Here is an 18,284-nt window from a genome sequence, read left to right as displayed (position 1 = left end):
TATGCTTTGACAGTCACATGACGGAGAAGGCATATTGGGAAGGTGTCCACCGACGCCTTCACCGTCCTCGCCGAGCCCACCCGGCGCCGGATCCTCGACCAGCTCCGCGACGCCGAACGCAGCGTCGGCCAGCTGGTCGACGGGCTCGGGGTCAGCCAGCCGGCCGTCTCCAAACACCTGCGGGTGCTTCGCGACGCCGGCTTCGTCACCTGCCGGACGGCCGCCCGACAGCGGATCTACCGCCTCGACCCCGGCCCGCTGCGGGACGTCGACGGCTGGCTCGACCCGTACCGGCGACTCTGGGCCCGGCACCTGGACGCCCTGGAACGGCACCTCGACAGTCAGGAGCAGTGAATGGACCGCGACGCGTTCCGCCCGAGCCCACCCGCCGACGTGCGCGCCGAGCCCACCGACGTCGGCGCGACACTCGTCTTCGTCCGCGACCTGCGGCATCCGCCAGCCACCGTCTGGGCGGCACTGACCGACCCGGCCCAGCTCGCGCAGTGGGCGCCGTTCCTCGCCGACCGCGACCTCGGCCACGCCGGCGTCGCCGTGCTCACCCTCGTCGACGGCGAGACCACCCAGGAGGACCCGGCGACGGTACGCCGGGCCGAGCCGCCGCACCTGCTGGAGTACACCTGGGGCGACGACCTGCTGCGCTGGGAGCTGAGCCCGCTGGGCAGCGGCACCCGGCTCACCCTGCGGCACACCGTCGCCGACCGACCCGGGCATTCTGCCGATGGTCGCGGCCGGCTGGCACCTCTGTCTCGACGTGGCCGACCGGTTGCTCGACGGCGACCCGGTCGGCCCGATCCGCGGCGCGGAGGCCAAGGACCACGGCTGGCCCGAGCTGCGCGACGCGTACGCCGAACGGCTCGGTGAGGGCTGACCGGTGCGGTCCCGGCGGCTCCGGGCTCCGGGGCCGCCGGAACCCGGTCAGACGTACGGCCGCTTGGCGTACGCCTCGCGGAGCGCGGCCAACCCGACCGACTTCGGCGTCAGGGTGCCCCACCCGGAGTTGAAGTAGTTGGTGCGCACGATCCGTGGCCCACGCTCGGCGTTGAGCTGGGCGATCGCCGCCGGCACTGTGGCGATCCAGGCCGCCTGGTCCGGGATCTCGGCCGACCTGACCCCCCACTCGGCGATGATCACCGGTCGGGACAGCGCCACCGGGCCGAGATCCGCGACCGCCCAGTCCTTCGTCCGACGAAACCGGGCCAGCGCGGTGTGGCTGGCGTTGGTGCCGTACGCGTTCCACTGGAGATAGTCGAGGCGGGACATCAGCGACTCCGGGTGGGTGCGCTGGAAGCAGGCCCGGTCGAAGCCGCCCAGCCCCACCGAGAAGGTCGTCCCGGCCGGCAGCGTCCGCGCCTTGAACCACGTCAGGATGTAGTTCATCGCCTGCACCGCCCGAGCGTCCGACTCGGCCCAGGTGTACGCCTTGCCGTCCTCGGTGGTGCCGAACTCGTGATCGGTGTCCAGTTCCGAGGCGAGCTGGATGTTCACCCCGAAGCCGAGCGTCCGGTACTGCGACAGGGCACGGGCGAACAACCCGTCACACTGCCCCTTGAGCACCTGGCCGTACCCGTACGCCTTCGGCCAGGTCGCGCCGGGACGCTGCTGGATGGTCATCGTCGGCGCCGGCACTGTGTAGCTGGTGCCGTCCACAGCGAAGCTCTGCGGCCCGTAGTTCGGTGCGCCGTAGTGCTTCAGCTCCAGGACCATGTTCATCTGCACCCCAGCCTTGCCCAGGCTGACCAGCCAGGGTCGGTTGTAGCCGGGGAAGATGTAGCCGTCGGCGAAGCTGCGGTACTGGGTGAGGGACCGGAAGTTGCCGCCGGCCATGTCGGCGGTCGGGTCGGCACCGCCGGAGAGGTAGTAGCCGCCGAGCACGGGTTGGCCCAGGCTGTAGTCGGCGACGGCCGTCGCGGTGTGGCCGGCGGCGTCGCGGACCTGGACGGTTACCCGGGGCATCACGCCACCGACCGATACACGGCCACGGAGCCGTTGTCGGAAACCCGGGTCCAGGTACGTCCGGAGTTGTCGGTGACGGTCACTGTGAGCGGGTCGATGACCGCCGTGACCTTGACCGGCGCGCTGCTGTTGCCCTGCGCGTCGGTGACCACGATGGTGACGGTCAGCGGTTTGGTGTCGGCGTCTGAGTAGGTGATGGTCAGCAGCATCTGGTCACCCGGCGCGAAGACGGATGCGTTCAGGGCTGCGGTTGCAGTGGGAGCGGCCATGTCGGGCCCTTTCTTGCTCGGTCGCCGGGCCTCGGCGCGCGGTTCAGCGACGTCGGACCGGCGGGGTCCACAGTGCGAAAGGCCGGCGGGGCACGGGGACGGCAGGCACGACCGGCGGACCTCGCTGCCTGACTGCCGGTGGTGCTGACGTCCTTGTCCCGATGGGCGGAGGCACCGCTGCGGGCGCCCGCAGGGGTGTCGGTGACAGCCACGGCCTGTCGTACGCGCGATCGGCACGGCGGCTGTGCCGTGACCGCCACGGCTTCGAGGCCGGGCTGGGTGAGGGCGGCACCGGTGGGGACGATGTTGTCCCCACCGGGCCGGAGGATCGGGATGTGGCCCGCCACCCGTCTACCTCCACCTGTCCCTAGGGTGCTCTACCAGGGGCTTTACCGTCTTGTCCGAATTGCGACAAGGGCCCGGAAGGGCTCGGCGCGACGGTTACCCGGACGGCGTGCCAGGTACGGCCCAGGCCCGCGCGGCGAGCCGGATCGACAGGTCCGGATCGACCGGCAGCCGGGTGGCCAGCAACTCCCGCAGCGCGGCCCGGTCGGATTGACCACCGCACCCGAAGGCTCAGCGACGCCGCCGCGCCGGGTCGAGCAGGGCGGGCGGGGTGTCGAACTTCTCGGCTGCGGCGAGGTCGACCCCCGGTGCGACGATCGCGTCGATCGCGTCGAGCACGTCGGCCGGGAGCACGGTGTCCGCGGCGGCGAGTTGGGCGTGCAGGTGCTCGATGGTGCGGGGGCCGATGATCGCGCTGGTCACGGCCGGGTGCGCGGTGACGAACCCGAGGGCGAGCTGGATCAGGGTGAGCCCCGCCTCGTCGGCGACGGTGGCGAGTTGCTCGACGGCGTCGAGCCGCGCCTGGTTGGCCGGGACGCTGAGGTCGAAGCGGGCGGGCAGGAGCGCCGAGCGGCTGGTGGTGATCTCCCGGCCGGCGCGGATCGCACCGGAGAGCCAGCCCGAGGCGAGCGGGCTCCAGGCGAGCACGCCGAGTCCGTACTGCTCGGTCACGGGCAGGACGTGGGCCTCGATCCCCCGTTGCAGGATCGAGTAGCTGGGCTGCTCGGTGACGTAGCGGCTCAGGTGGTGCTCCCGCGCGGCCCACTCGGCCTGCACGATGCGGTACGCGGGGAAGGTCGAGGAGCCGAAGTAGCGGATCTTTCCGGCCCGTTGCAGGTCGGTCAGCGCCGACAGGGTCTCCTCGTCGCTGGTGGTCGGGTCCCACCGGTGGATCTGGTAGAGGTCGACGTGGTCGACGCCGAGGCGGCGCAGGCTGTTGTCCAACTCGGTGACCAGCCAGCGGCGCGAGGCGCCCCGCTGATTGCGCTCGTCGCCCATCGGCATGCCGGCCTTCGTGGCCAGCACGATGTCGTCGCGACGGCCGGCGATGGCCTTGCCGACCAGTTGCTCCGACTCGCCCTGGCTGTACATGTCGGCGGTGTCGATCAGGTTGATTCCGGCCTCCAGCGCGGCGTCGACGATCGCCGTCGCCTCGCCCTGGGTGGTGTGCCCCAGCTTGCCGAAGTTCATCGCGCCGAGCACGAGGGTGCTGACCTGGACGCCGGTGCGCCCCAGGGTGCGGTACTGCATGGCTGTTCCTCCACGGGAAGGGTGAGGTGACACTGGCCCACTCGCTCTGGCATCCTGAGTAAGTGGAACCACGTTCCGCTAAGAACGATACGGAACAGCGTTCCGTTTGCCAAGTGACGGAGGTAACGGCGCGATGGCCGACATCGACAGCGAATCGGGGAGGTCGACCCCGCGGAAGCGGGCCGACGCCCGGCGCAACGAGGCGACACTGCTGGACGCCGCCGCCGCGGCCTTCGTCATCTCGGGCGTGGACGCGCCCGTACGCGACATCGCCGCCCGGGCCGGCGTCGGCGTCGGCACCATCTACCGCCACTTCCCGACCCGCGCCGACCTCATCGTCGCCGTCTACCGGCACCAGGTCGAGGCGTGCGCGCAGGCGGGCCCGACGCTGTTGGCCGACAGCAGCACACCGCACGCCGCCCTCGCCCAGTGGATCAACCTCTTCGTCGACTTCCTGGTCACCAAGCACGGCCTCGCCGAGGCGCTACAGTCCGACAACGCGGCCTTCGAGACGCTGCACGCCTACTTCCTGGACCGCCTCGTGCCGGTGTGCGCCCAACTACTCGACGCCGCTGCCGCGGCCGGCGAGATCCGCACCGACGTGACGGCCTTCGAGTTGCTGCGCGGGGTCGGCAATCTCTGCATCGGAGCCGGCGCACCCCGCTACGACGCGCGTCGCATGGTCGAACTCCTCGTCGCGGGGCTGCGCCACCACCGGGGCGGCGGGCCGCGATAGTTTGTTGATCATGGCGGACTGGGAGCGCGCACCCGGGTCAATCACCGCCGAGGTCCCGACAGTGTCAATGTAACGTTGACAGATGACGTCGGAGCTGGCCCGGTTGACGGAGGTCCGCGCTACCCGCGCCCGCCTGGACGAGCAGGAGCTGGAGATCATCGACCGCGCGCGCCACGACGGTGCGACGTGGGCCGAGATCGCGATGGCACTCGGCCTCGGCAGCCGGCAGGCCGCCGAGCAGCGTCGGCAACGGCTGGCGGCGGCGCGGTGGTCGCGGCGGCGGCAGCTCGACCTCCGGATGCCTCCGCAGATCGCGGCGCTGCGGGCGGCGGTGGCCGACCTCGCCCGGTGGATCGGCGCCGATCAGCGGTGGGACAGCCGATTTCGTCGAGCGGCGCTCGTGCGGAGCACTGTGGGCGCCGCGTTGGATGCCGCCCCGGGCTCGTTGCACGCGTTGGCAGGGCTCCTCGCCACCGATCTCGCCGAAGCGGGTGAGCGACTGCCCGGGCCCGCTCGGACGGCCGCCACGAAGATCGACGTCGCCTTGTCAATGAACCGTTGACAGATTGCAGCGGCATTGCCTGCACATCGCTCAAGCTTGAGGATATGAGTCACATCGACTCAACTCGGAGTGCTCATGCGTCGCAACGCGGGCCTGTTCGTGGCGATCTCCCTGCTGTCCGGCTTCGGCAGCAGCACCATGTCCCTGGTCGCCGGCATCTGGATCCTGGACCTCACCGGCTCCACCAGCCTCGCCGCCCTCGCCGGGCTCTGCGTCTACGCCCCGGTGCTCGCCGGCCCATGGCTGGGCGGTCTGCTCGACCGGGCACCCCGGCGGCCGCTGGTCATCGCCGTCAACCTCATGCTGGCAGCCGCCCTGCTGGCGCTGCTCGCGGTGCGCGGGCCGGGACAGACCTGGCTCATCTTCGCCGTCTCGTGCGCCTACGGCGTCAGCTACGTGCTGATCGACGCCGGCGAGACGGCGCTGCTGCCGTCGGCACTCGCGCCGACCGAACTCGGCGACGTCAACGGGTGGCGCTCGAGCGCACAGGAAGGGATGAAGCTCGTCGCTCCCCTGGCCGGGGCCGGCCTCTACGTTTGGCGGGGCGGCCACGCGGTCGCCGTCCTCAGTGCGGCCATGCCGGTGCTGGTCGCCACCCTGTACGCGCTCCTTCGCCTGAACCGGACGCCGACCGACCGGCCCACCGAACGCGACGACGGCCCGCGTACCGGATCGGTGGTCCTGTTCGGACGGCCAGCGACACGTCTGCCGGTCGTGCTCGCCGCGGTGTCGATCGCCATGTCCGGCTTCACGACGGCGGGACTCTACGCGATCGTCGTGACCGAGCTGCGCCTGCCGACGACGTTCCTGGGTGTGCTGGCCAGCGCGCAGGGCGCCGGTTCCATTCTCGGTGGCCTGATCGTCGGCCGGCTCATCGCGGCGCGAGGTCCCGTTGCCGTCGGTGTCGCCGGAACGGCGCTGTTCACGGTCGGCTGCCTGGCGCGCTGCCTGCCGTGGTGGCCGGCGACTGTCGTCGGGGCGGTGGTGGCCGGCGTCGGGCTGCCCTGGACCCTGGTCGCGGCGGTGACCGCCGTGCAGACCCATACGCCGTCGGCGCTGCTGGGACGGGTCTCCGCGACGGCCAACACCGCGATGTTCGGACCGCTCGTCGTCGCGATCCCGCTCGGCTCCGCGGCCGTCCACCTCGGCGCCCGCCCGCCGCTCATGGCAGCCGCGGCGATCTGCCTGACCGCCGTGGTGGTGGCCACGTTCCGCCGCCGGCCGACACCGTACGACGAGACGCCGACCGCACTCTCGCCGCTCCGAACGGCGGGAACGGGTCCGCCGAGCCGCTGACCGGGTTCACCCGCCCGGGTGCGGTGAGTGCGCGGCGCAACGAATCGGACGTCACCCAGGCGAGGGTACGACCACCGCGCGCGCCCGGTCCCTCTCGCGAGGCATCCAGAGCTGGTTCGCCTTGGCTACGCTCCCCCACACGAGCGAAGGGGTCCACCGGTGAGAATTCGACGACGGCAGGTCGCGATGATCCTGCTCGGCGCGGCGCTGTTCGGCACGGCCGGCCTGAGCCTCGGCTCCTGGTACGCCGGCCGCGGCACCGCGCCAGTCAACTCCGACCAGGCACAGACCATGGCGGCGGAGTTGCTTCCCGGCACCGAACCATTCGGCTCGAGCGTCGGCCGCAACTACCTCTACGGTGTCCTGGCCCCCGACGACTTCGGCTCGCCGTTCGTGGAATTCCACTACGACGAGGCTGCCGACTGCACGCACTCCGAGTCGGTACAGCGCAACGCCACCGCACTGGGTTGGCAGGGCAGCCATCGGGTCACGGGCACGCCATGCGATGGCTGGCGGGCCGAACGGGATGGGCTGACGGCCACGTTCACGCAGGTGGACCGCGGGGCGGTCCTGAGGTTTGCGCCAGCCGCGCCCGACGGCTACGTCACTGTCACCCTCGCTGCCGCCGTCCTGGGTGCCGCGGCCGGGGCGGCGCTGTTCTGGCTGGCGGGACGGCAACGTCCGCCGGTACCCCGACTGGTTGGCACGCTGGTGACGATCGTTCTCCTCCCGGGTGTCGTCCTCACCTGGCAGGGCCTGATGGCAAACGGGTTGGCGGAGCCCGCGTGGCCGATCTGGGCGGCCCTCGCTCCCGTACTGGTGCCGCTGGCGCTCGTGCTGCTGCTGGCCGGGCTGATCTTCTACGTGGGTCGGCGGGAGCCGAGCCGGGTTTCCGGCCCAAGCACGAGCCAACCCTGAACCGTCCGCCTGGATACTGTCTAGTCATGCCGCTCAGTCCGGACGAAGTCGAGGTGTTCGAGCACTCCAGGGCGCGCCTGGAGGCAATCGCCTATCGCCTGCTGGGCTCGGCCAGCGACGCGGAGGACGCCGTCCAGGACACCTTCCTCCGCTGGCAGGGCGCCGACCGGGAGCACGTCGAGACGCCCGAGGCGTGGCTGACGAAGGTCCTCACCAACGTGTGCCTCAACCAGCTGACCTCCGCGCGGGCCCGGCGGGAGACCTATGTGGGCACGTGGCTGCCCGAGCCGGTCCTCGCCGGGGACCGGATGCTCGGCCCGCTCGACACCGCCGAGCAGCGCGAGTCGGTCTCGATGGCGGTGCTCACCCTGCTGGAGCGGTTGTCGCCCAACGAACGCGCGGTGTACGTGCTGCGGGAGGCCTTCGGCTACTCGCACGGTGAGATCGCCGAGATCCTCGGCCTCACCGAGTCGAACTGCCAGCAGACCTACCGGCGTGCCAAGCAGCACGTCACCGCCGAACGGGCCCGCGCGGAGGTCGACCTGACCACCGCCCGGAAGATCGTCGCCGAGTTCCTCACGGCCGCCAACAACGGCGAGATTCAGCGGCTCGTGCAGTTGCTGACCGACGACGCGACGAGCACCGCCGACGGCGGCGGCAAGATCCCGGCCCGGTCCGCGCCCATCGTCGGCGCACTGGCGGTGGCGAAGTTCCTGCGTAGCCTGTTCAAGCCCACCGACGTCAAACGGGACCTAGTCGGTGGCAGCCCAGCCATGCACGTCACCACCGCCAACGGCGCTCCGGCGGTGGTGGTCGTGATCGACGACCGGGTCATCGGCGTGATGTCAGTGGAGGTGACGCCCGAGGGTGTCACGGCCATCCACAACCAGGTCAACCCCGACAAGCTCGTCCGCGCCACCCGGCAGTGGTCCGCCTCGGAGCACGAGGAGCCCACCCTCCACGTCTGGTGATCCAGCTCATAGCCGGCTCCTGTCAGGAATCGCGTCGCTGTCTGGTTCAGGAAGCGACCACCACCGAGACAGGAGTGCCACCATGAAGCACCGCATCGTCGTCCTCGGAGCCGGCTACGCAGGCGCCATCGTCGCCGGGCGCCTCGCCAGGCGGCTGCACCCGGACGACACCGAGATCACCGTCGTCAACGCCGAGGCCGATTTCGTCGAGCGGGTCCGCATGCACCAACTCGCCGTCGGGCAGGACCTCAAACGCCTCCCGCTGAGCGACGTCTACGCCGGCACCGGCGTCAAGCCTCGGCTGGCGCGGGTCACCGCCGTCGACGCCGATCTCAGGACCGTCGCGCTCGCCGACGACAACGGCACCGACGAGATCGCCTACGACACGCTCGTCTACGCCCTCGGCAGCGCTACCGCGGACCAGGGCGTTCCCGGGGTAGCCGAGCACGCGTACGACATCGCCGGCAGGTCGACGGCGCTGCGGTTGCGCGACCGCCTCGCCCACCTCGCGGCCGGCGGGACCGTGCTCGTCGTCGGCGGGGGCCTCACCGGCCTCGAAGCGGTCACCGAGATCGCGGAGGCCCGGCCGGACCTCGATGTCGCGCTCGCCGCCCGCGGCGGTCTCGGCGACTGGCTCAACGTCAAGGCGCAGCAGCACCTGCGCGGCGTTTGTGATCGGCTCGGCATCACCGTCCACGAGCACACCGACATCGCGCGGGTCGAGGCGGCCGGTGCGGTCACCCGTGACGGTCGGGAGATCCCGGCCCAGGTGACCGTGTGGACGACCGGCTTCGCCGTCCACCCCATCGCCGCCGCCACGACCCTGGCGGTCGCGGACACCGGACAGATCATCGTCGACGCCAGCATGCGGGCGGTCTCACACCCCGAGGTGTACGCGGTGGGCGACGCCGCGATCGCCGCAGGACCGGGCGGCAAGCCACTGCGGATGTCCTGCGCCTCGGGCATCCCGATGGCCTGGCAGGCCGCCGACGCCATCGCCGCACGCCTGACCGGTCGGGCGAAGTTCCCCAAGGCCCCGCTGCGCTACTTCAACCAGTGCATCAGCCTCGGCCGCCGTGACGGCATCATCCAGTACGTGACCGCCGACGACCGGGCCAAGCCGTCCCTCCTCACCGGGAAGCTGGCGGCCCGCTACAAGGAGCTCGCCTGCGCGGGCGGGGCCTGGAACATCGCGCACCCGATCCTGTACCCGGTCCGCCGCCACCGCATCGTCCCGACCCGAACGGCGGTCCGCGCGGCCGCTTCCTGAGTGGCGCGTAGGCGGGACGGCTGTTCGTCAGCCAGCACTGCCTCGTCGACCTGACCCCGCTCCCGCGATCTTGCAGTTTCTGTCCCGACGTAAGGTGCATATACACCTAAGTCAACAACAGAAGCTGCAAGATCGGCGCGGTCCTCTTGCTCGACACAGACGAGCGAGGCGGCAGAAGTCCGCCCGCGCGGCGCTCACGCTGTCTGCGTCTGCTCGACCAGGTGGACCAGCATCAGCGCCGTTACCTTGTCGGGCTGCACGAGAGCGGTGCGGATCAGGTACGTGCCACGAGCCAGGTCCACCGTGAGATGGGTGGTGTGCTCCAGCCCGTCGCCGGTGTAGCCGGAGTCGAACAACTCGGCTGGCCCGCTGGTCGTCCACGTACCCGCGTCTTCCCAGCGGGCGATCTTGACCGCTCGGGGGATGAGGCGGACGACGTCCGCCTCGGAGGCGGCGTAGAGCCACCGCACGAAGATCCGCCGGTCCGGGAGGTACGTGGTGGAAGCCGGCTCGTCGGCCAGAACGAGCGCCTGGCCGGTGCCGACGTCGAGCACGCCCACGTAACCGTCGACCCGGCAGGCCCGGTCGTAGTCACCCCAGGAATCATCGTCGTCGACCGACGCGCCCTTCCACTCGCCGAGTGCCGTCGTCGGCACGACGATGAGCGGCCCGCCGCCCGAATCGACCCACTGCAGCAGGCTGACCGGCGTGCGCGTACGAGCAAGGACGCCGGCCAGGTCGGTCATGTCGGTCACTATCGCGTCGGCACCGGCGGCGGCGAGACGTTCGGCCTTGCCGGGTTTGTTGGCGTACCCGATACAGGCGACACCGGCTGCTCGGGCGGCTGTGACGTCGGTGACCGAGTCACCGACCAGAACAGCGGCATCGGCTGCGACCTTCAGCTCTTGCAGGGCCTGCACAACGGGCGCCGGGTTGGGCTTCAGCAGATCGGGGTGCTCGCCTCGGCCGATGACGGCGGCGAAGTAGCGGGCCCGGTCGCGGCGCCCGAGGTAGGCGCCGATGGCGGCTGCGGAGTTGTTGCTGACGATGGCGAGGGGGCGCCCGGTCGCCAGGCATGCCGCGACCAGGTCGAAGGCTCCGATCGTGGTCTCCGCGGACGCCGCCGCCTCGACCTCCGCCGCTGCCAGGGCCGCACCGACGACACCCACCAACTCGGGCGCGAACACGGCGGTCGCGCGGAACAGCTCCAGCGGATCGTCCCCGTCGCGCAGCTCGTCGGGCAGGACGACACCCCGGCTGAGGATCAGCTGACGGAGGTCGGCCGCGATACGCGGCGCGGCCCTGCTGCCGAAGAGGCGGCAGATCGGACCGTCGAAGTCGACGAGTACGACATCGGCCCGCTCGGCGAGCCGGTCGAGTGGCCGTTCTGCCTCGCTCGTCACCATGCGCTCCCGCAGGCCGTCTTCGCCGTCACGGCTGTCGATCCTAGAGGCCGACGTGGGCCGAAGCCGTCCTCGGACGGCTCGGCCCGCGTGCCGCTGCGTCAGGGGGTCACCCTGGTGGCCGGGCTGTCGCCGGGCAGACCTCCCGCGCTGCTGTCGGTCTCCACGGGCGGCAACGGGGTGGTCCCGAGGACCTTGCCGTCCCTGCCGTACGCGGTGAACGTCGCCGCCTGGTCCGGCGGCACCTGGGTGGTGCCGGCGTTCGACGCGTCGAGGGCGACAGTGGCGGGCGGTGCGCCGCCGACCGTCACCGTGACCCGGGCCGCGTCCGGCGGGGCGATCACCCGCACCTCGCCCGTGGCGGGACGGGCACCGTCCTCGGTCCGGACCCGCCAGCCGATCGGTCGCTGGTCGGCGCCCTCGGCCGGCAACAGCAGCCGCAGGTCGGTCCACCAGCCGGTCCGATCGTCGTCGTGCCGACTCACGCCACCTCCAGGTCGCGTCCACCTCGCGTCTGAGTGCGGACGCAGAGTGAGACGCCACCGACGGCGTCCGGGGTTGAGTGGAGGATGGCGCGCCCGGCTCAGTCCTCTGGTTGTTGACCCACGGACGGCCCATCGGGCCCGGCCTGGCGCTCGGCCTGCCAGACGGCGTGCCCCTTGAGCAGGTATCCGATCCAGTAGATCGCGAAGAGGATCAGGAAGCAGGCGAAGAACACTCCCGAGACGATGCTCGCGAGGACGAACCCTTCCCCGCCGTCGGCCATTCCGCGCGCCGCGAAGCCAACGAGGCCGAGGAAGAAGAAGATGACCATGTAGAGCGGCAGGGTTGAACTGTCTGCCGGGTGAGGCGCGCGAGTCGACCACGGAACGCGAGGCTCATTGCTGATCACCTGCCGAGTATGAACCGGCTCGCTCAAGCGCGGGATCCCGCTCCGCTCGACCGGGGAGGTCGATGCGGAGCGGGACCGTCGACGCGGCTACCCGTCAGAACCCGCCCCATTTTTTGGCCGAGCATTTCCAGGTCTTCCCACCATCCTGCGAGACGCAGAAGACGAGGATCTTGCCGAGGATCGGAAGGTTGAGGCTGAAGAGGTGGCCCTTGGTCTTCGCGTACACAACGCCGGACTTCTCGGCGATGTCGGCCAGCGCCCACCCGGGGTCCGGTCCGTCCAGTGTCGCCACCCGGCGCATCGACTCGATGTCCCTGCCGTCGAGGAGCGTCTTGATCTCGTCCGCCGAGGGCTCACGCTCGCCGATCAGCGTCTCCACCGTGTACGGGCCGTCGACGGCGACGCCATTGGCCTTCTCGAAGGCAGCCTTCGTTTCGCCCACCGTGGTGCCGCCGTCAAGGTCGAGGGTGAGGACCAGTTCGCCCGTTCGGCGCGACAACAGGCATTCCCAGATCGTCTTGCCCGACGCGACGCACATGGTCAGGCACCACTCCCGGCCGTCGGGGGTGGACGAGGCGAAGAGCAGGGACGTGGCCGTCCCGCTGTCGCCGCTGCCGTCGTACGTGCCGTCGGCGAGGTCGGCCATGGTCGTGCCGAGGACGTCCCGGCTGCCCGGAATCGTGCCGACGACCTTGACACCGTCGACCTCCTTACCTGCGGCGAGCGCTGCGAGTTGGTCGCCGGTGAGGTTCCGCCCGCCGGTGTCGACGGCCAGCACCCTGTCCAGGTCGCCGACGGGTCGGCCGGTCAGGTCCTCGAACTGTTGAAGCATCGTGCCCGGGGCACCGGGGTGGTCGGTGATCGTCGTCCGGGCCTCCCCCTCGGCGGCCTGCGACGGGGCGTACGAAGCGGTCAGCCCGACGATCAGGGCGGTCGTGACGATGGCGGCGCGCCTGGTGATGTCCCGCAGAGTTGTCATCCTGTCCTCATCTCGTGATCGGTGTCGGCGGGGTGGGACGGGCTACCAGCGACACGTGACGATGTCGCCGAAGTCGTTGGGGGACCCCACGTCACAGTGGTCGTCGATCCACTCACCGATCTCGCCGATCGTGTCCACGATCCAGGCAAAGAACGACTTAATCGCGCCCCAGAGGCTGAAGTAGACGACTGTCGTCTCAGGGGTGCCGCCAGCCTCGTCGATGACGTCCTTCGTCGACATGGCGGCATTCGGCTTCTCGATGATGTCCAGCACCCGTACCCCGGTGTCGTCCTTGCCGGCGAGCAGCGCCTCGACCTGCTCCGGGGTCCGCTCCTTGCCGTCGTCGACGGCCACGATCGCGCGGTCGATCAGCACCTCACGGCTGCCGCTGATGGCTTGGGCGATGCCTGTCATCTCGCCGACCGTGAGGTCGTTGCCGAGCGCGGGGCCGGTGAACCGCCGGACCGAGGCGTCACCCGCCGGGTCGATCCGGATCTCGTCGGCCGTGATCAGGTCGTCCTCTCCGAACGGCGCCCAGGCGAACGTCCACTGCCCGGCGACGCAGCGGAACTGGCCGTACTCCCGGCCCTCGGACGCGGTCTCGGTGCGGAGTATCTTGCCGCGCTCGTCGACGTGCTGGACCACGCAGTCGGCGCCCTTCTGCGGCGGCTTGTCGGTGTGGGCCACGGCGGCGGAGGACATGGCCAGCACCGTCCCGCTGACCACCCCGATCACCGCGAGGCGGTGTGCCAAACGACTCATCGAACGCTCCATTCCTGGTGCGGAAGAAACTGATGTCCGAAGAGTGGCTTGGCGCGCTGAAGCGGCCCGGAAACGGCGCTGAAAGCGGGGTACGTCAGTGCAGCCGCGTGGCGTCGAGCTGGTCGAGGTCGGCGCGGATCGAGTCGGCGTCGGTGTCGCCGAGCTCGTCGAGGATGGTCAGGGCTCGGTGCCACGCGGCACGGGCGGCGGGGATGTCGCCGAGCGCCCGGTGGCTGCCGCCGAGGTTGACGTACGTGCTGGCTTCGGCGTACCGGTCGTTGACCTGCGTGAAGAGTTCGAGGGCGTGCTCGTAGCAGGCGATGGCGCGCCGGTCGTCCCCGAGCTGGTGGTGGGCGTGGCCGAGGCTGTCCCAGGTGTCGGCCTGCCCCTGGACGTCGTCCACCTCCTGCAACATCCGCAGCGCCTCGCCGCACGATTCAAGCGCGTGGTGGTAGTTGCCGAGCAGCGCTTCCTGCCAACCGACCGCGTTGAGGGTGTACCCCTGCCCGGCCCGGTTCCCGGTCCCCCGGAACAGGGTCAGCGCCTGCCGGGAATGGCGCAGCGCCTGCTGGTGCTGCCCCTGCCGCTCGGCCAGTTGACCAAGGTTGAGGCAGGTGTGCGCCCGTCCGGCGTCGTCACCGACGTCGGTGAACAGGTCGAGTGCGCGCCGCAGGTGGTCGTCGGCCTCGTCGTACCGTCGGAGCCGGGAGCAGGCGAGACCGAGGCTGCGGTGCGCGTGGCCCTGCCCCGCCTGATCCCCGATGCGGGACGCGGCGGCCAGAGCGATCTGTTGCGTGCCGAGCCAGTCCTGCCAGTGCCCCTGCCGGTGCAGGAAGCCGGCCATGGCCCAGGCGAGCCGCCAGGCGTGTCCCTCGAACCCGGACCGTGCCGCGAGCGGTACCGCGGCGAGCAGGACGGGGACCTCGGTGGTGAACCACGCCGCGGCGGCAGACCGGCTCCTGGGGCGCTCCGGCGTCACGCCCGCCCGGGGTGGCGGGAGGCTGATCGCGCTGAAGTGCGGGTGCAGCGCCAGGTCGGCGGCGTGGGCGGTGTGCAGGCAGTGGTCGAGCAGCCGGTGCACGGCGTCCCGACGCTCGGCCGGCGGCTCGGCCTCGTCGGCGAGGCTGGCGGCGTACGCGCGCAGCAGGTCGTGGAACGCGTAGCGCCCGTACGTGTGCTCGGTGAAGAGGTTCGCCCGGGTCAGCTCGGTGAGCAGGGGGCCGGTCGCCGGCCCGTCGACGCCGGCCAGGCTGGCCACGGCCGGGGCGGAGACGTCCGGGCCGGGATGCAGGCTCAGCAGCCGGAACAGCCGGGCCGCGGGTGGGCTGAGCGTCCGACACGACCAGGAGAAGACCGCTCGTACGTCGGTGGCCTCGTCGCCTGCGCGGAAGGCGTTCAGGTCGCCCAGTTCGCCGGCGACGGCCGCCAACGAGAAGTGCCGGTTGGTGGCGGCTCTGGCGGCAACGATGGCCAGGGCGATGGGCAGCCGCGCGCACCGCTCGGCGATGGTGTCGGCTGCGGCGGGTTCGGCGGCGACCTGGCGCTCCCCGAGCCGCCGGACCAGCATGTCGCGGGCTTCGCCGGGGCTCAGCAGGTCGAGGGGCACCGGTTGGGCGCTTTCGGTGACGACCAGCGGAATGAGCTGGTCGCGGCTGGTGACGATGGCGAGGCAGTCCGGTGAGCCGGGCAGCAGCGGCCGGACCTGTTCCGCGTCGCGGGCGTTGTCCAGCACCACCAGCAGTTTCTTGCCCGCCACCGTCGTACGGTACAAGCTCACCATCGCGTCCGGGTCGCGGGGCATCCGGGCGACCGGAACGCCGAGCGCCTCCAGGAAGCCGTGCAGCGCTCGCGCCGGTTCGGTCGGTGTGGCCGCCGGGTCGAAGCCGCGCAGGTTGACGTAGAGCTGCCCGTCGGGGAAGCGTTCGGCCGCGCGGTGCGCCCAGTGCACGGCGAGGGCGGTCTTGCCGACGCCGGCGGTCCCGGACACCACGACGGCGCCGCCCCGGTCGACCAGCGCGTCGAGGGCCGCCAGCTCCGCGTCGCGTCCGGTGAACGTGGGTACGGGGGGAGGCAGTTGCGCCGCGACCCGTGTTGGTGCGGCCGCGGCCGGTGCGGCGATAGCGGTGTCCTGGCGCAGGATGGCGCACTCCAGGTCGCGTAGCCGCGGACCCGGGTCGAGGCCGAGGTTCTCCCGCAGGTTGTCGCGCAGCCGCCGGTACGTGGCGACCGCCTCCCCCTGTCGGCCGTCGCGGTACAGGGCGAGCATCAGCTGCGCGTGCAGGTGCTCGTCGAAGGGGTGCTGTCGGACGAGCCGTTCCAACCCGGGGACGAGGCCGGCGTGCTCACCGACGGACAGCCGGGCCTCGGCGAGCGATCGTTCGGCCTCCAACCGTAGGCGTGCCAGGTGTTCCGCCTGCTCCTCGAGCCAGGCCGACCCGGCCACGTCGGCCAGCGGTGGACCTCGCCACAGTGCGACCGCGGCCGTCAGGTGCCTCACCTGCTCGTTGCGGTCCGTCGAGCGCCGGGCCAGCTCGATGAGGCGCTCGGCGGCCTGTACGTCGGTGGAGTCCGGCCCGGTGTCGAGCAGATATCCGGGCTGGCGCGCCACGATCGACCCGGGCTCGCCGAGCACCCCGCGTAGGTAGGAGACGTGGCGTTGCAACGTGTTCGCCGCGGTGGCTGGTAGCTGATCGCCCCAGACCACGTCGATGAGCCGGTCGACACTGACGACACGCCCCGCGTGCAGCGCCAACGTGGCCAGAACCGCCTTGCGGCGCACGCCGTTCACCGCCTGTGGACTGCCGGCGACGACCACCTCCACCGGCCCGAGCAGCCTGACGCGCACTCCCGTACCAACCATCGAAATCACCGAATCAGGCTAAATCTCCAGCCCGGCATGCTCGTTCTGTTCGTCGCGCACTGGACAAGATCCAGCGGCCCAATGGGGCTGTCGGCACTTTCAATACCCCCAGGGGGTAGCTACGCTGTGGCCATGCGCGAACGGGTGATCCTCGTCGTCGGATACGACGGGGCGGAGCTGCTCGACATCGCCTGCGTCACGTCCAGTCTCGACATCGCCAACCGGATCGGCGCCGCGCCGCCGTACCGGATCGTCCTGGCCACCCCCGGTCAGCGGGAGATCACCTGCGACTCCGGCCTGCGGCTGACGGGCGAGGCGAGCCTAGAACGGTTCACCGGGCCGGTGCACACGCTGCTGGTGACCGGCGGCCGTGGGCATGAGCAGGCGGCGGCGAGCCCGCACCTCGTCAGCCACGTCCGGCGGCTGGCCGGTCTCGCGGAACGGGTCGCGTCGGTCTGCACCGGGTCGACTGTGCTGGCCGAGGCCGGCCTGCTCAACGGCCGGCGGGCCACCACACACTGGATGTACGCCCACAAGCTGGCGGAGCGGTTTCCTGACGTACGGGTCGACGCCGAACCGATCTACGTCCGGGACGGCCACCTCGCGACCTCGGGTGGCATGACGAGCGCCCTGGACCTGACCCTCGCCTTCATCGAGGAGGATCACGGCGCTGCCCTGGCCAGGGGCGTGGCGATGGGCACTGTGGCGTACCTGCAGCGGCCCGGCGGGCAGGCCCAGATGAGCATGTTCCTGGCCCGCCGGACCACCGACGACGTCATGGTCCGCGACATCAGCGACCACATCGTCAGCCACCTCGCCGACGACCTGAGCACTGCGGCGTTGGCCCGGCTCACCGGCGTCAGCGAGCGTCACCTGTCCCGACTGTTCGTCGAGCATCTGGGGCAGACGCCGGGGCGCTACGTGCGCCGGGTGCGAACCGAGGCCGCCGCGCAACTGCTGGCCTCGACCGCTCTACCGCTGGTGGCCGTGGCACGACGGTGCGGATTCGGCTCGCCGGAGTCACTGCGGCAGGCGATCGTCGACCGGTACGCGATGCCACCCGCCCGCTACCGGGCGGCGCAGGCGGCGCCCACGGGTTGATGCCAGGGCTTCGGCCCAGGGTCCCAGCGATTCGGACACGATCGATCCCGAAGCGACGCCGACCGTGGCGACGTCGGCAGGATCCTGGTCATGACCGAGCAGTCGTCAAGGCGCCGGCCGGGACTGGCCGACCGGTGGCCGATCGCGGTCGCACTCGCCGTCGTCGCGGGCGCGGTCACGGTGATCGGCCTGGTGAACGAGCAGGCGGAACTGTTCGGGCCGGCGGTGGCCACCATGGCTGGCATCTACCTCATGGCGTACGCCCTCGGCCGGCCGTGGACCGCGTGGCTGGCATTCGTCATCCTGAGCGTCGTGGTTACCGGCCTGCACCTGCTGGCACGGCTGCTCGCGCTGCCGGTCGATCCGGCGGTCGGGATGACGCTGCTGCTGGTGCCTTTGTGGGTCTGGGCGGCAACTCGACGTCGGTCCAGCCCGACCCGGACGTTCTCGGTGCAGACCGCCGGCATGATGGTGTTCGGCGCGATCACTCTGCTGACCGCGACGACGCAACCGCAGGTGGGGACCGCCGTGGCGGGTGTCGGGTTCCTGGCACACGGCATCTGGGACGCCTACCACTACCGCGTCAACCTCGTGGTGACTCGCTCGTGGGCGCAATTCTGCGCGATCGTCGACGTCGGCGTGGGCATCGCACTGATCATCGCGGCCATAGGCTGACTACCCGGCACACACCGACG

19 protein-coding genes are annotated in these 18,284 nt (G+C 71.1%); 10 read left to right on the top strand and 9 right to left on the bottom strand.

Annotated elements, in window-relative coordinates; translation table 11 throughout:
• Positions 1-42: 42 nt before the first annotated feature.
• Both KBX08_RS14080 and KBX08_RS14075 read left to right on the top strand, forming a co-directional pair.
• On the top strand, positions 43-354 hold the full coding sequence (locus KBX08_RS14080; RefSeq protein WP_210783937.1) for a helix-turn-helix transcriptional regulator: 312 nt from the start codon (positions 43-45) through the stop codon (positions 352-354).
• Positions 355-882, top strand: coding sequence for an SRPBCC domain-containing protein (locus KBX08_RS14075; protein WP_247669375.1), 528 nt, complete (start codon positions 355-357; stop codon positions 880-882). It abuts the gene before it with no gap.
• A 54-nt stretch (positions 883-936) separates the two neighbouring features.
• Here KBX08_RS14075 and KBX08_RS14070 read toward each other — a convergent pair whose 3' ends face one another.
• From KBX08_RS14070 to KBX08_RS14060, 3 genes are all read right to left on the bottom strand, one after another.
• Complete coding sequence (locus KBX08_RS14070) at positions 937-1,974, bottom strand: hypothetical protein (RefSeq protein WP_210783936.1); 1,038 nt, start codon at positions 1,972-1,974, stop codon at positions 937-939.
• Positions 1,974-2,243, bottom strand: a complete 270-nt coding sequence (locus KBX08_RS14065) for a hypothetical protein (RefSeq protein WP_210783935.1) — start codon at positions 2,241-2,243, stop codon at positions 1,974-1,976. The genes KBX08_RS14070 and KBX08_RS14065 overlap by 1 nt, the downstream gene beginning before the upstream one ends.
• 576 nt (positions 2,244-2,819) lie before the next feature.
• Positions 2,820-3,839 carry an aldo/keto reductase gene (locus KBX08_RS14060; RefSeq protein ID WP_210783934.1) on the bottom strand — a complete coding sequence of 340 codons (1,020 nt, stop codon included), beginning with the start codon at positions 3,837-3,839 and terminating at the stop codon, positions 2,820-2,822.
• Between the two features lie 133 nt (positions 3,840-3,972).
• Between KBX08_RS14060 and KBX08_RS14055 the strand changes: the two genes are divergently transcribed.
• From KBX08_RS14055 to KBX08_RS14030, 6 genes are all read left to right on the top strand, one after another.
• Complete coding sequence (locus KBX08_RS14055) at positions 3,973-4,575, top strand: TetR/AcrR family transcriptional regulator (protein ID WP_210783933.1); 603 nt, start codon at positions 3,973-3,975, stop codon at positions 4,573-4,575.
• Between the two features lie 82 nt (positions 4,576-4,657).
• Entirely contained in the window at positions 4,658-5,137 is a 480-nt protein-coding gene (locus KBX08_RS14050; protein WP_210783932.1) for a hypothetical protein, read from the top strand.
• Between the two features lie 75 nt (positions 5,138-5,212).
• Positions 5,213-6,433: an MFS transporter gene (locus tag KBX08_RS14045; RefSeq protein ID WP_210783931.1), complete on the top strand. Its 1,221-nt coding sequence runs from the start codon at positions 5,213-5,215 to the stop codon at positions 6,431-6,433.
• A gap of 159 nt (positions 6,434-6,592) precedes the next feature.
• Positions 6,593-7,351, top strand: coding sequence for a hypothetical protein (locus tag KBX08_RS14040; RefSeq protein WP_238690507.1), 759 nt, complete (start codon positions 6,593-6,595; stop codon positions 7,349-7,351).
• Between the two features lie 26 nt (positions 7,352-7,377).
• On the top strand, positions 7,378-8,322 hold the full coding sequence (locus KBX08_RS14035) for an RNA polymerase sigma-70 factor (RefSeq protein ID WP_210783930.1): 945 nt from the start codon (positions 7,378-7,380) through the stop codon (positions 8,320-8,322).
• A gap of 82 nt (positions 8,323-8,404) precedes the next feature.
• Positions 8,405-9,592: an NAD(P)/FAD-dependent oxidoreductase gene (locus KBX08_RS14030; RefSeq protein WP_210783929.1), complete on the top strand. Its 1,188-nt coding sequence runs from the start codon at positions 8,405-8,407 to the stop codon at positions 9,590-9,592.
• 194 nt (positions 9,593-9,786) lie between these two features.
• On the opposite strand, the gene KBX08_RS14025 is transcribed toward KBX08_RS14030, so the two are convergent.
• From KBX08_RS14025 to KBX08_RS14000, 6 genes are all read right to left on the bottom strand, one after another.
• A complete protein-coding gene (locus KBX08_RS14025; RefSeq protein WP_210783928.1) occupies positions 9,787-10,995 on the bottom strand; it encodes an Imm21 family immunity protein in 1,209 nt (402 codons plus the stop codon).
• 101 nt (positions 10,996-11,096) lie between these two features.
• The gene (locus KBX08_RS14020; protein ID WP_210783927.1) at positions 11,097-11,480 is read right to left on the bottom strand and encodes a hypothetical protein; all 384 of its coding nucleotides are present in this window, start codon (positions 11,478-11,480) and stop codon (positions 11,097-11,099) included.
• 98 nt (positions 11,481-11,578) lie between these two features.
• Positions 11,579-11,887: a hypothetical protein gene (locus tag KBX08_RS14015; RefSeq protein ID WP_210783926.1), complete on the bottom strand. Its 309-nt coding sequence runs from the start codon at positions 11,885-11,887 to the stop codon at positions 11,579-11,581.
• Positions 11,888-11,981: 94 nt separating this feature from the next.
• Complete coding sequence (locus KBX08_RS14010; RefSeq protein ID WP_210783925.1) at positions 11,982-12,866, bottom strand: hypothetical protein; 885 nt, start codon at positions 12,864-12,866, stop codon at positions 11,982-11,984.
• 42 nt (positions 12,867-12,908) lie between these two features.
• The gene (locus KBX08_RS14005) at positions 12,909-13,628 is read right to left on the bottom strand and encodes a hypothetical protein (protein ID WP_210783924.1); all 720 of its coding nucleotides are present in this window, start codon (positions 13,626-13,628) and stop codon (positions 12,909-12,911) included.
• Between the two features lie 94 nt (positions 13,629-13,722).
• Entirely contained in the window at positions 13,723-16,488 is a 2,766-nt protein-coding gene (locus KBX08_RS14000; RefSeq protein ID WP_210783956.1) for a BTAD domain-containing putative transcriptional regulator, read from the bottom strand.
• Positions 16,489-16,620: 132 nt separating this feature from the next.
• Here KBX08_RS14000 and KBX08_RS13995 point away from each other — a divergent pair, with 132 nt between their 5' ends.
• Positions 16,621-17,589 carry a GlxA family transcriptional regulator gene (locus tag KBX08_RS13995; protein ID WP_210783923.1) on the top strand — a complete coding sequence of 323 codons (969 nt, stop codon included), beginning with the start codon at positions 16,621-16,623 and terminating at the stop codon, positions 17,587-17,589.
• Between the two features lie 90 nt (positions 17,590-17,679).
• The gene (locus KBX08_RS13990; RefSeq protein ID WP_210783922.1) at positions 17,680-18,264 is read left to right on the top strand and encodes a hypothetical protein; all 585 of its coding nucleotides are present in this window, start codon (positions 17,680-17,682) and stop codon (positions 18,262-18,264) included.
• Positions 18,265-18,284: the final 20 nt, after the last annotated feature.

It is taken from the genome of Micromonospora sp. H61 (genome assembly GCF_018070325.1).
GTDB lineage: Bacteria > Actinomycetota > Actinomycetes > Mycobacteriales > Micromonosporaceae > Micromonospora > Micromonospora salmantinae.
This window is presented reverse-complemented; position numbering and strand designations above follow the sequence as displayed.

Excerpts from the sequence above, each read along its gene's own strand:
- KBX08_RS13990 (WP_210783922.1), top strand. The coding sequence starts at position 17,680 with ATGACCGAGCAGTCGTCAAGGCGCCGGCCGGGACTGGCCGACCGGTGG.
- KBX08_RS14030 (WP_210783929.1), top strand. The coding sequence starts at position 8,405 with ATGAAGCACCGCATCGTCGTCCTCGGAGCCGGCTACGCAGGCGCCATC.
- KBX08_RS14010 (WP_210783925.1), bottom strand. The coding sequence starts at position 12,866 with ATGACAACTCTGCGGGACATCACCAGGCGCGCCGCCATCGTCACGACC.
- KBX08_RS14045 (WP_210783931.1), top strand. The coding sequence starts at position 5,213 with ATGCGTCGCAACGCGGGCCTGTTCGTGGCGATCTCCCTGCTGTCCGGC.
- KBX08_RS14065 (WP_210783935.1), bottom strand. The coding sequence starts at position 2,243 with ATGGCCGCTCCCACTGCAACCGCAGCCCTGAACGCATCCGTCTTCGCG.
- KBX08_RS14055 (WP_210783933.1), top strand. The coding sequence starts at position 3,973 with ATGGCCGACATCGACAGCGAATCGGGGAGGTCGACCCCGCGGAAGCGG.
- KBX08_RS14035 (WP_210783930.1), top strand. The coding sequence starts at position 7,378 with ATGCCGCTCAGTCCGGACGAAGTCGAGGTGTTCGAGCACTCCAGGGCG.
- KBX08_RS14075 (WP_247669375.1), top strand. The coding sequence starts at position 355 with ATGGACCGCGACGCGTTCCGCCCGAGCCCACCCGCCGACGTGCGCGCC.
- KBX08_RS14070 (WP_210783936.1), bottom strand. The coding sequence starts at position 1,974 with ATGCCCCGGGTAACCGTCCAGGTCCGCGACGCCGCCGGCCACACCGCG.
- KBX08_RS14060 (WP_210783934.1), bottom strand. The coding sequence starts at position 3,839 with ATGCAGTACCGCACCCTGGGGCGCACCGGCGTCCAGGTCAGCACCCTC.
- KBX08_RS13995 (WP_210783923.1), top strand. The coding sequence starts at position 16,621 with ATGCGCGAACGGGTGATCCTCGTCGTCGGATACGACGGGGCGGAGCTG.
- KBX08_RS14000 (WP_210783956.1), bottom strand. The coding sequence starts at position 16,488 with ATGGTTGGTACGGGAGTGCGCGTCAGGCTGCTCGGGCCGGTGGAGGTG.
- KBX08_RS14005 (WP_210783924.1), bottom strand. The coding sequence starts at position 13,628 with ATGAGTCGTTTGGCACACCGCCTCGCGGTGATCGGGGTGGTCAGCGGG.
- KBX08_RS14050 (WP_210783932.1), top strand. The coding sequence starts at position 4,658 with ATGACGTCGGAGCTGGCCCGGTTGACGGAGGTCCGCGCTACCCGCGCC.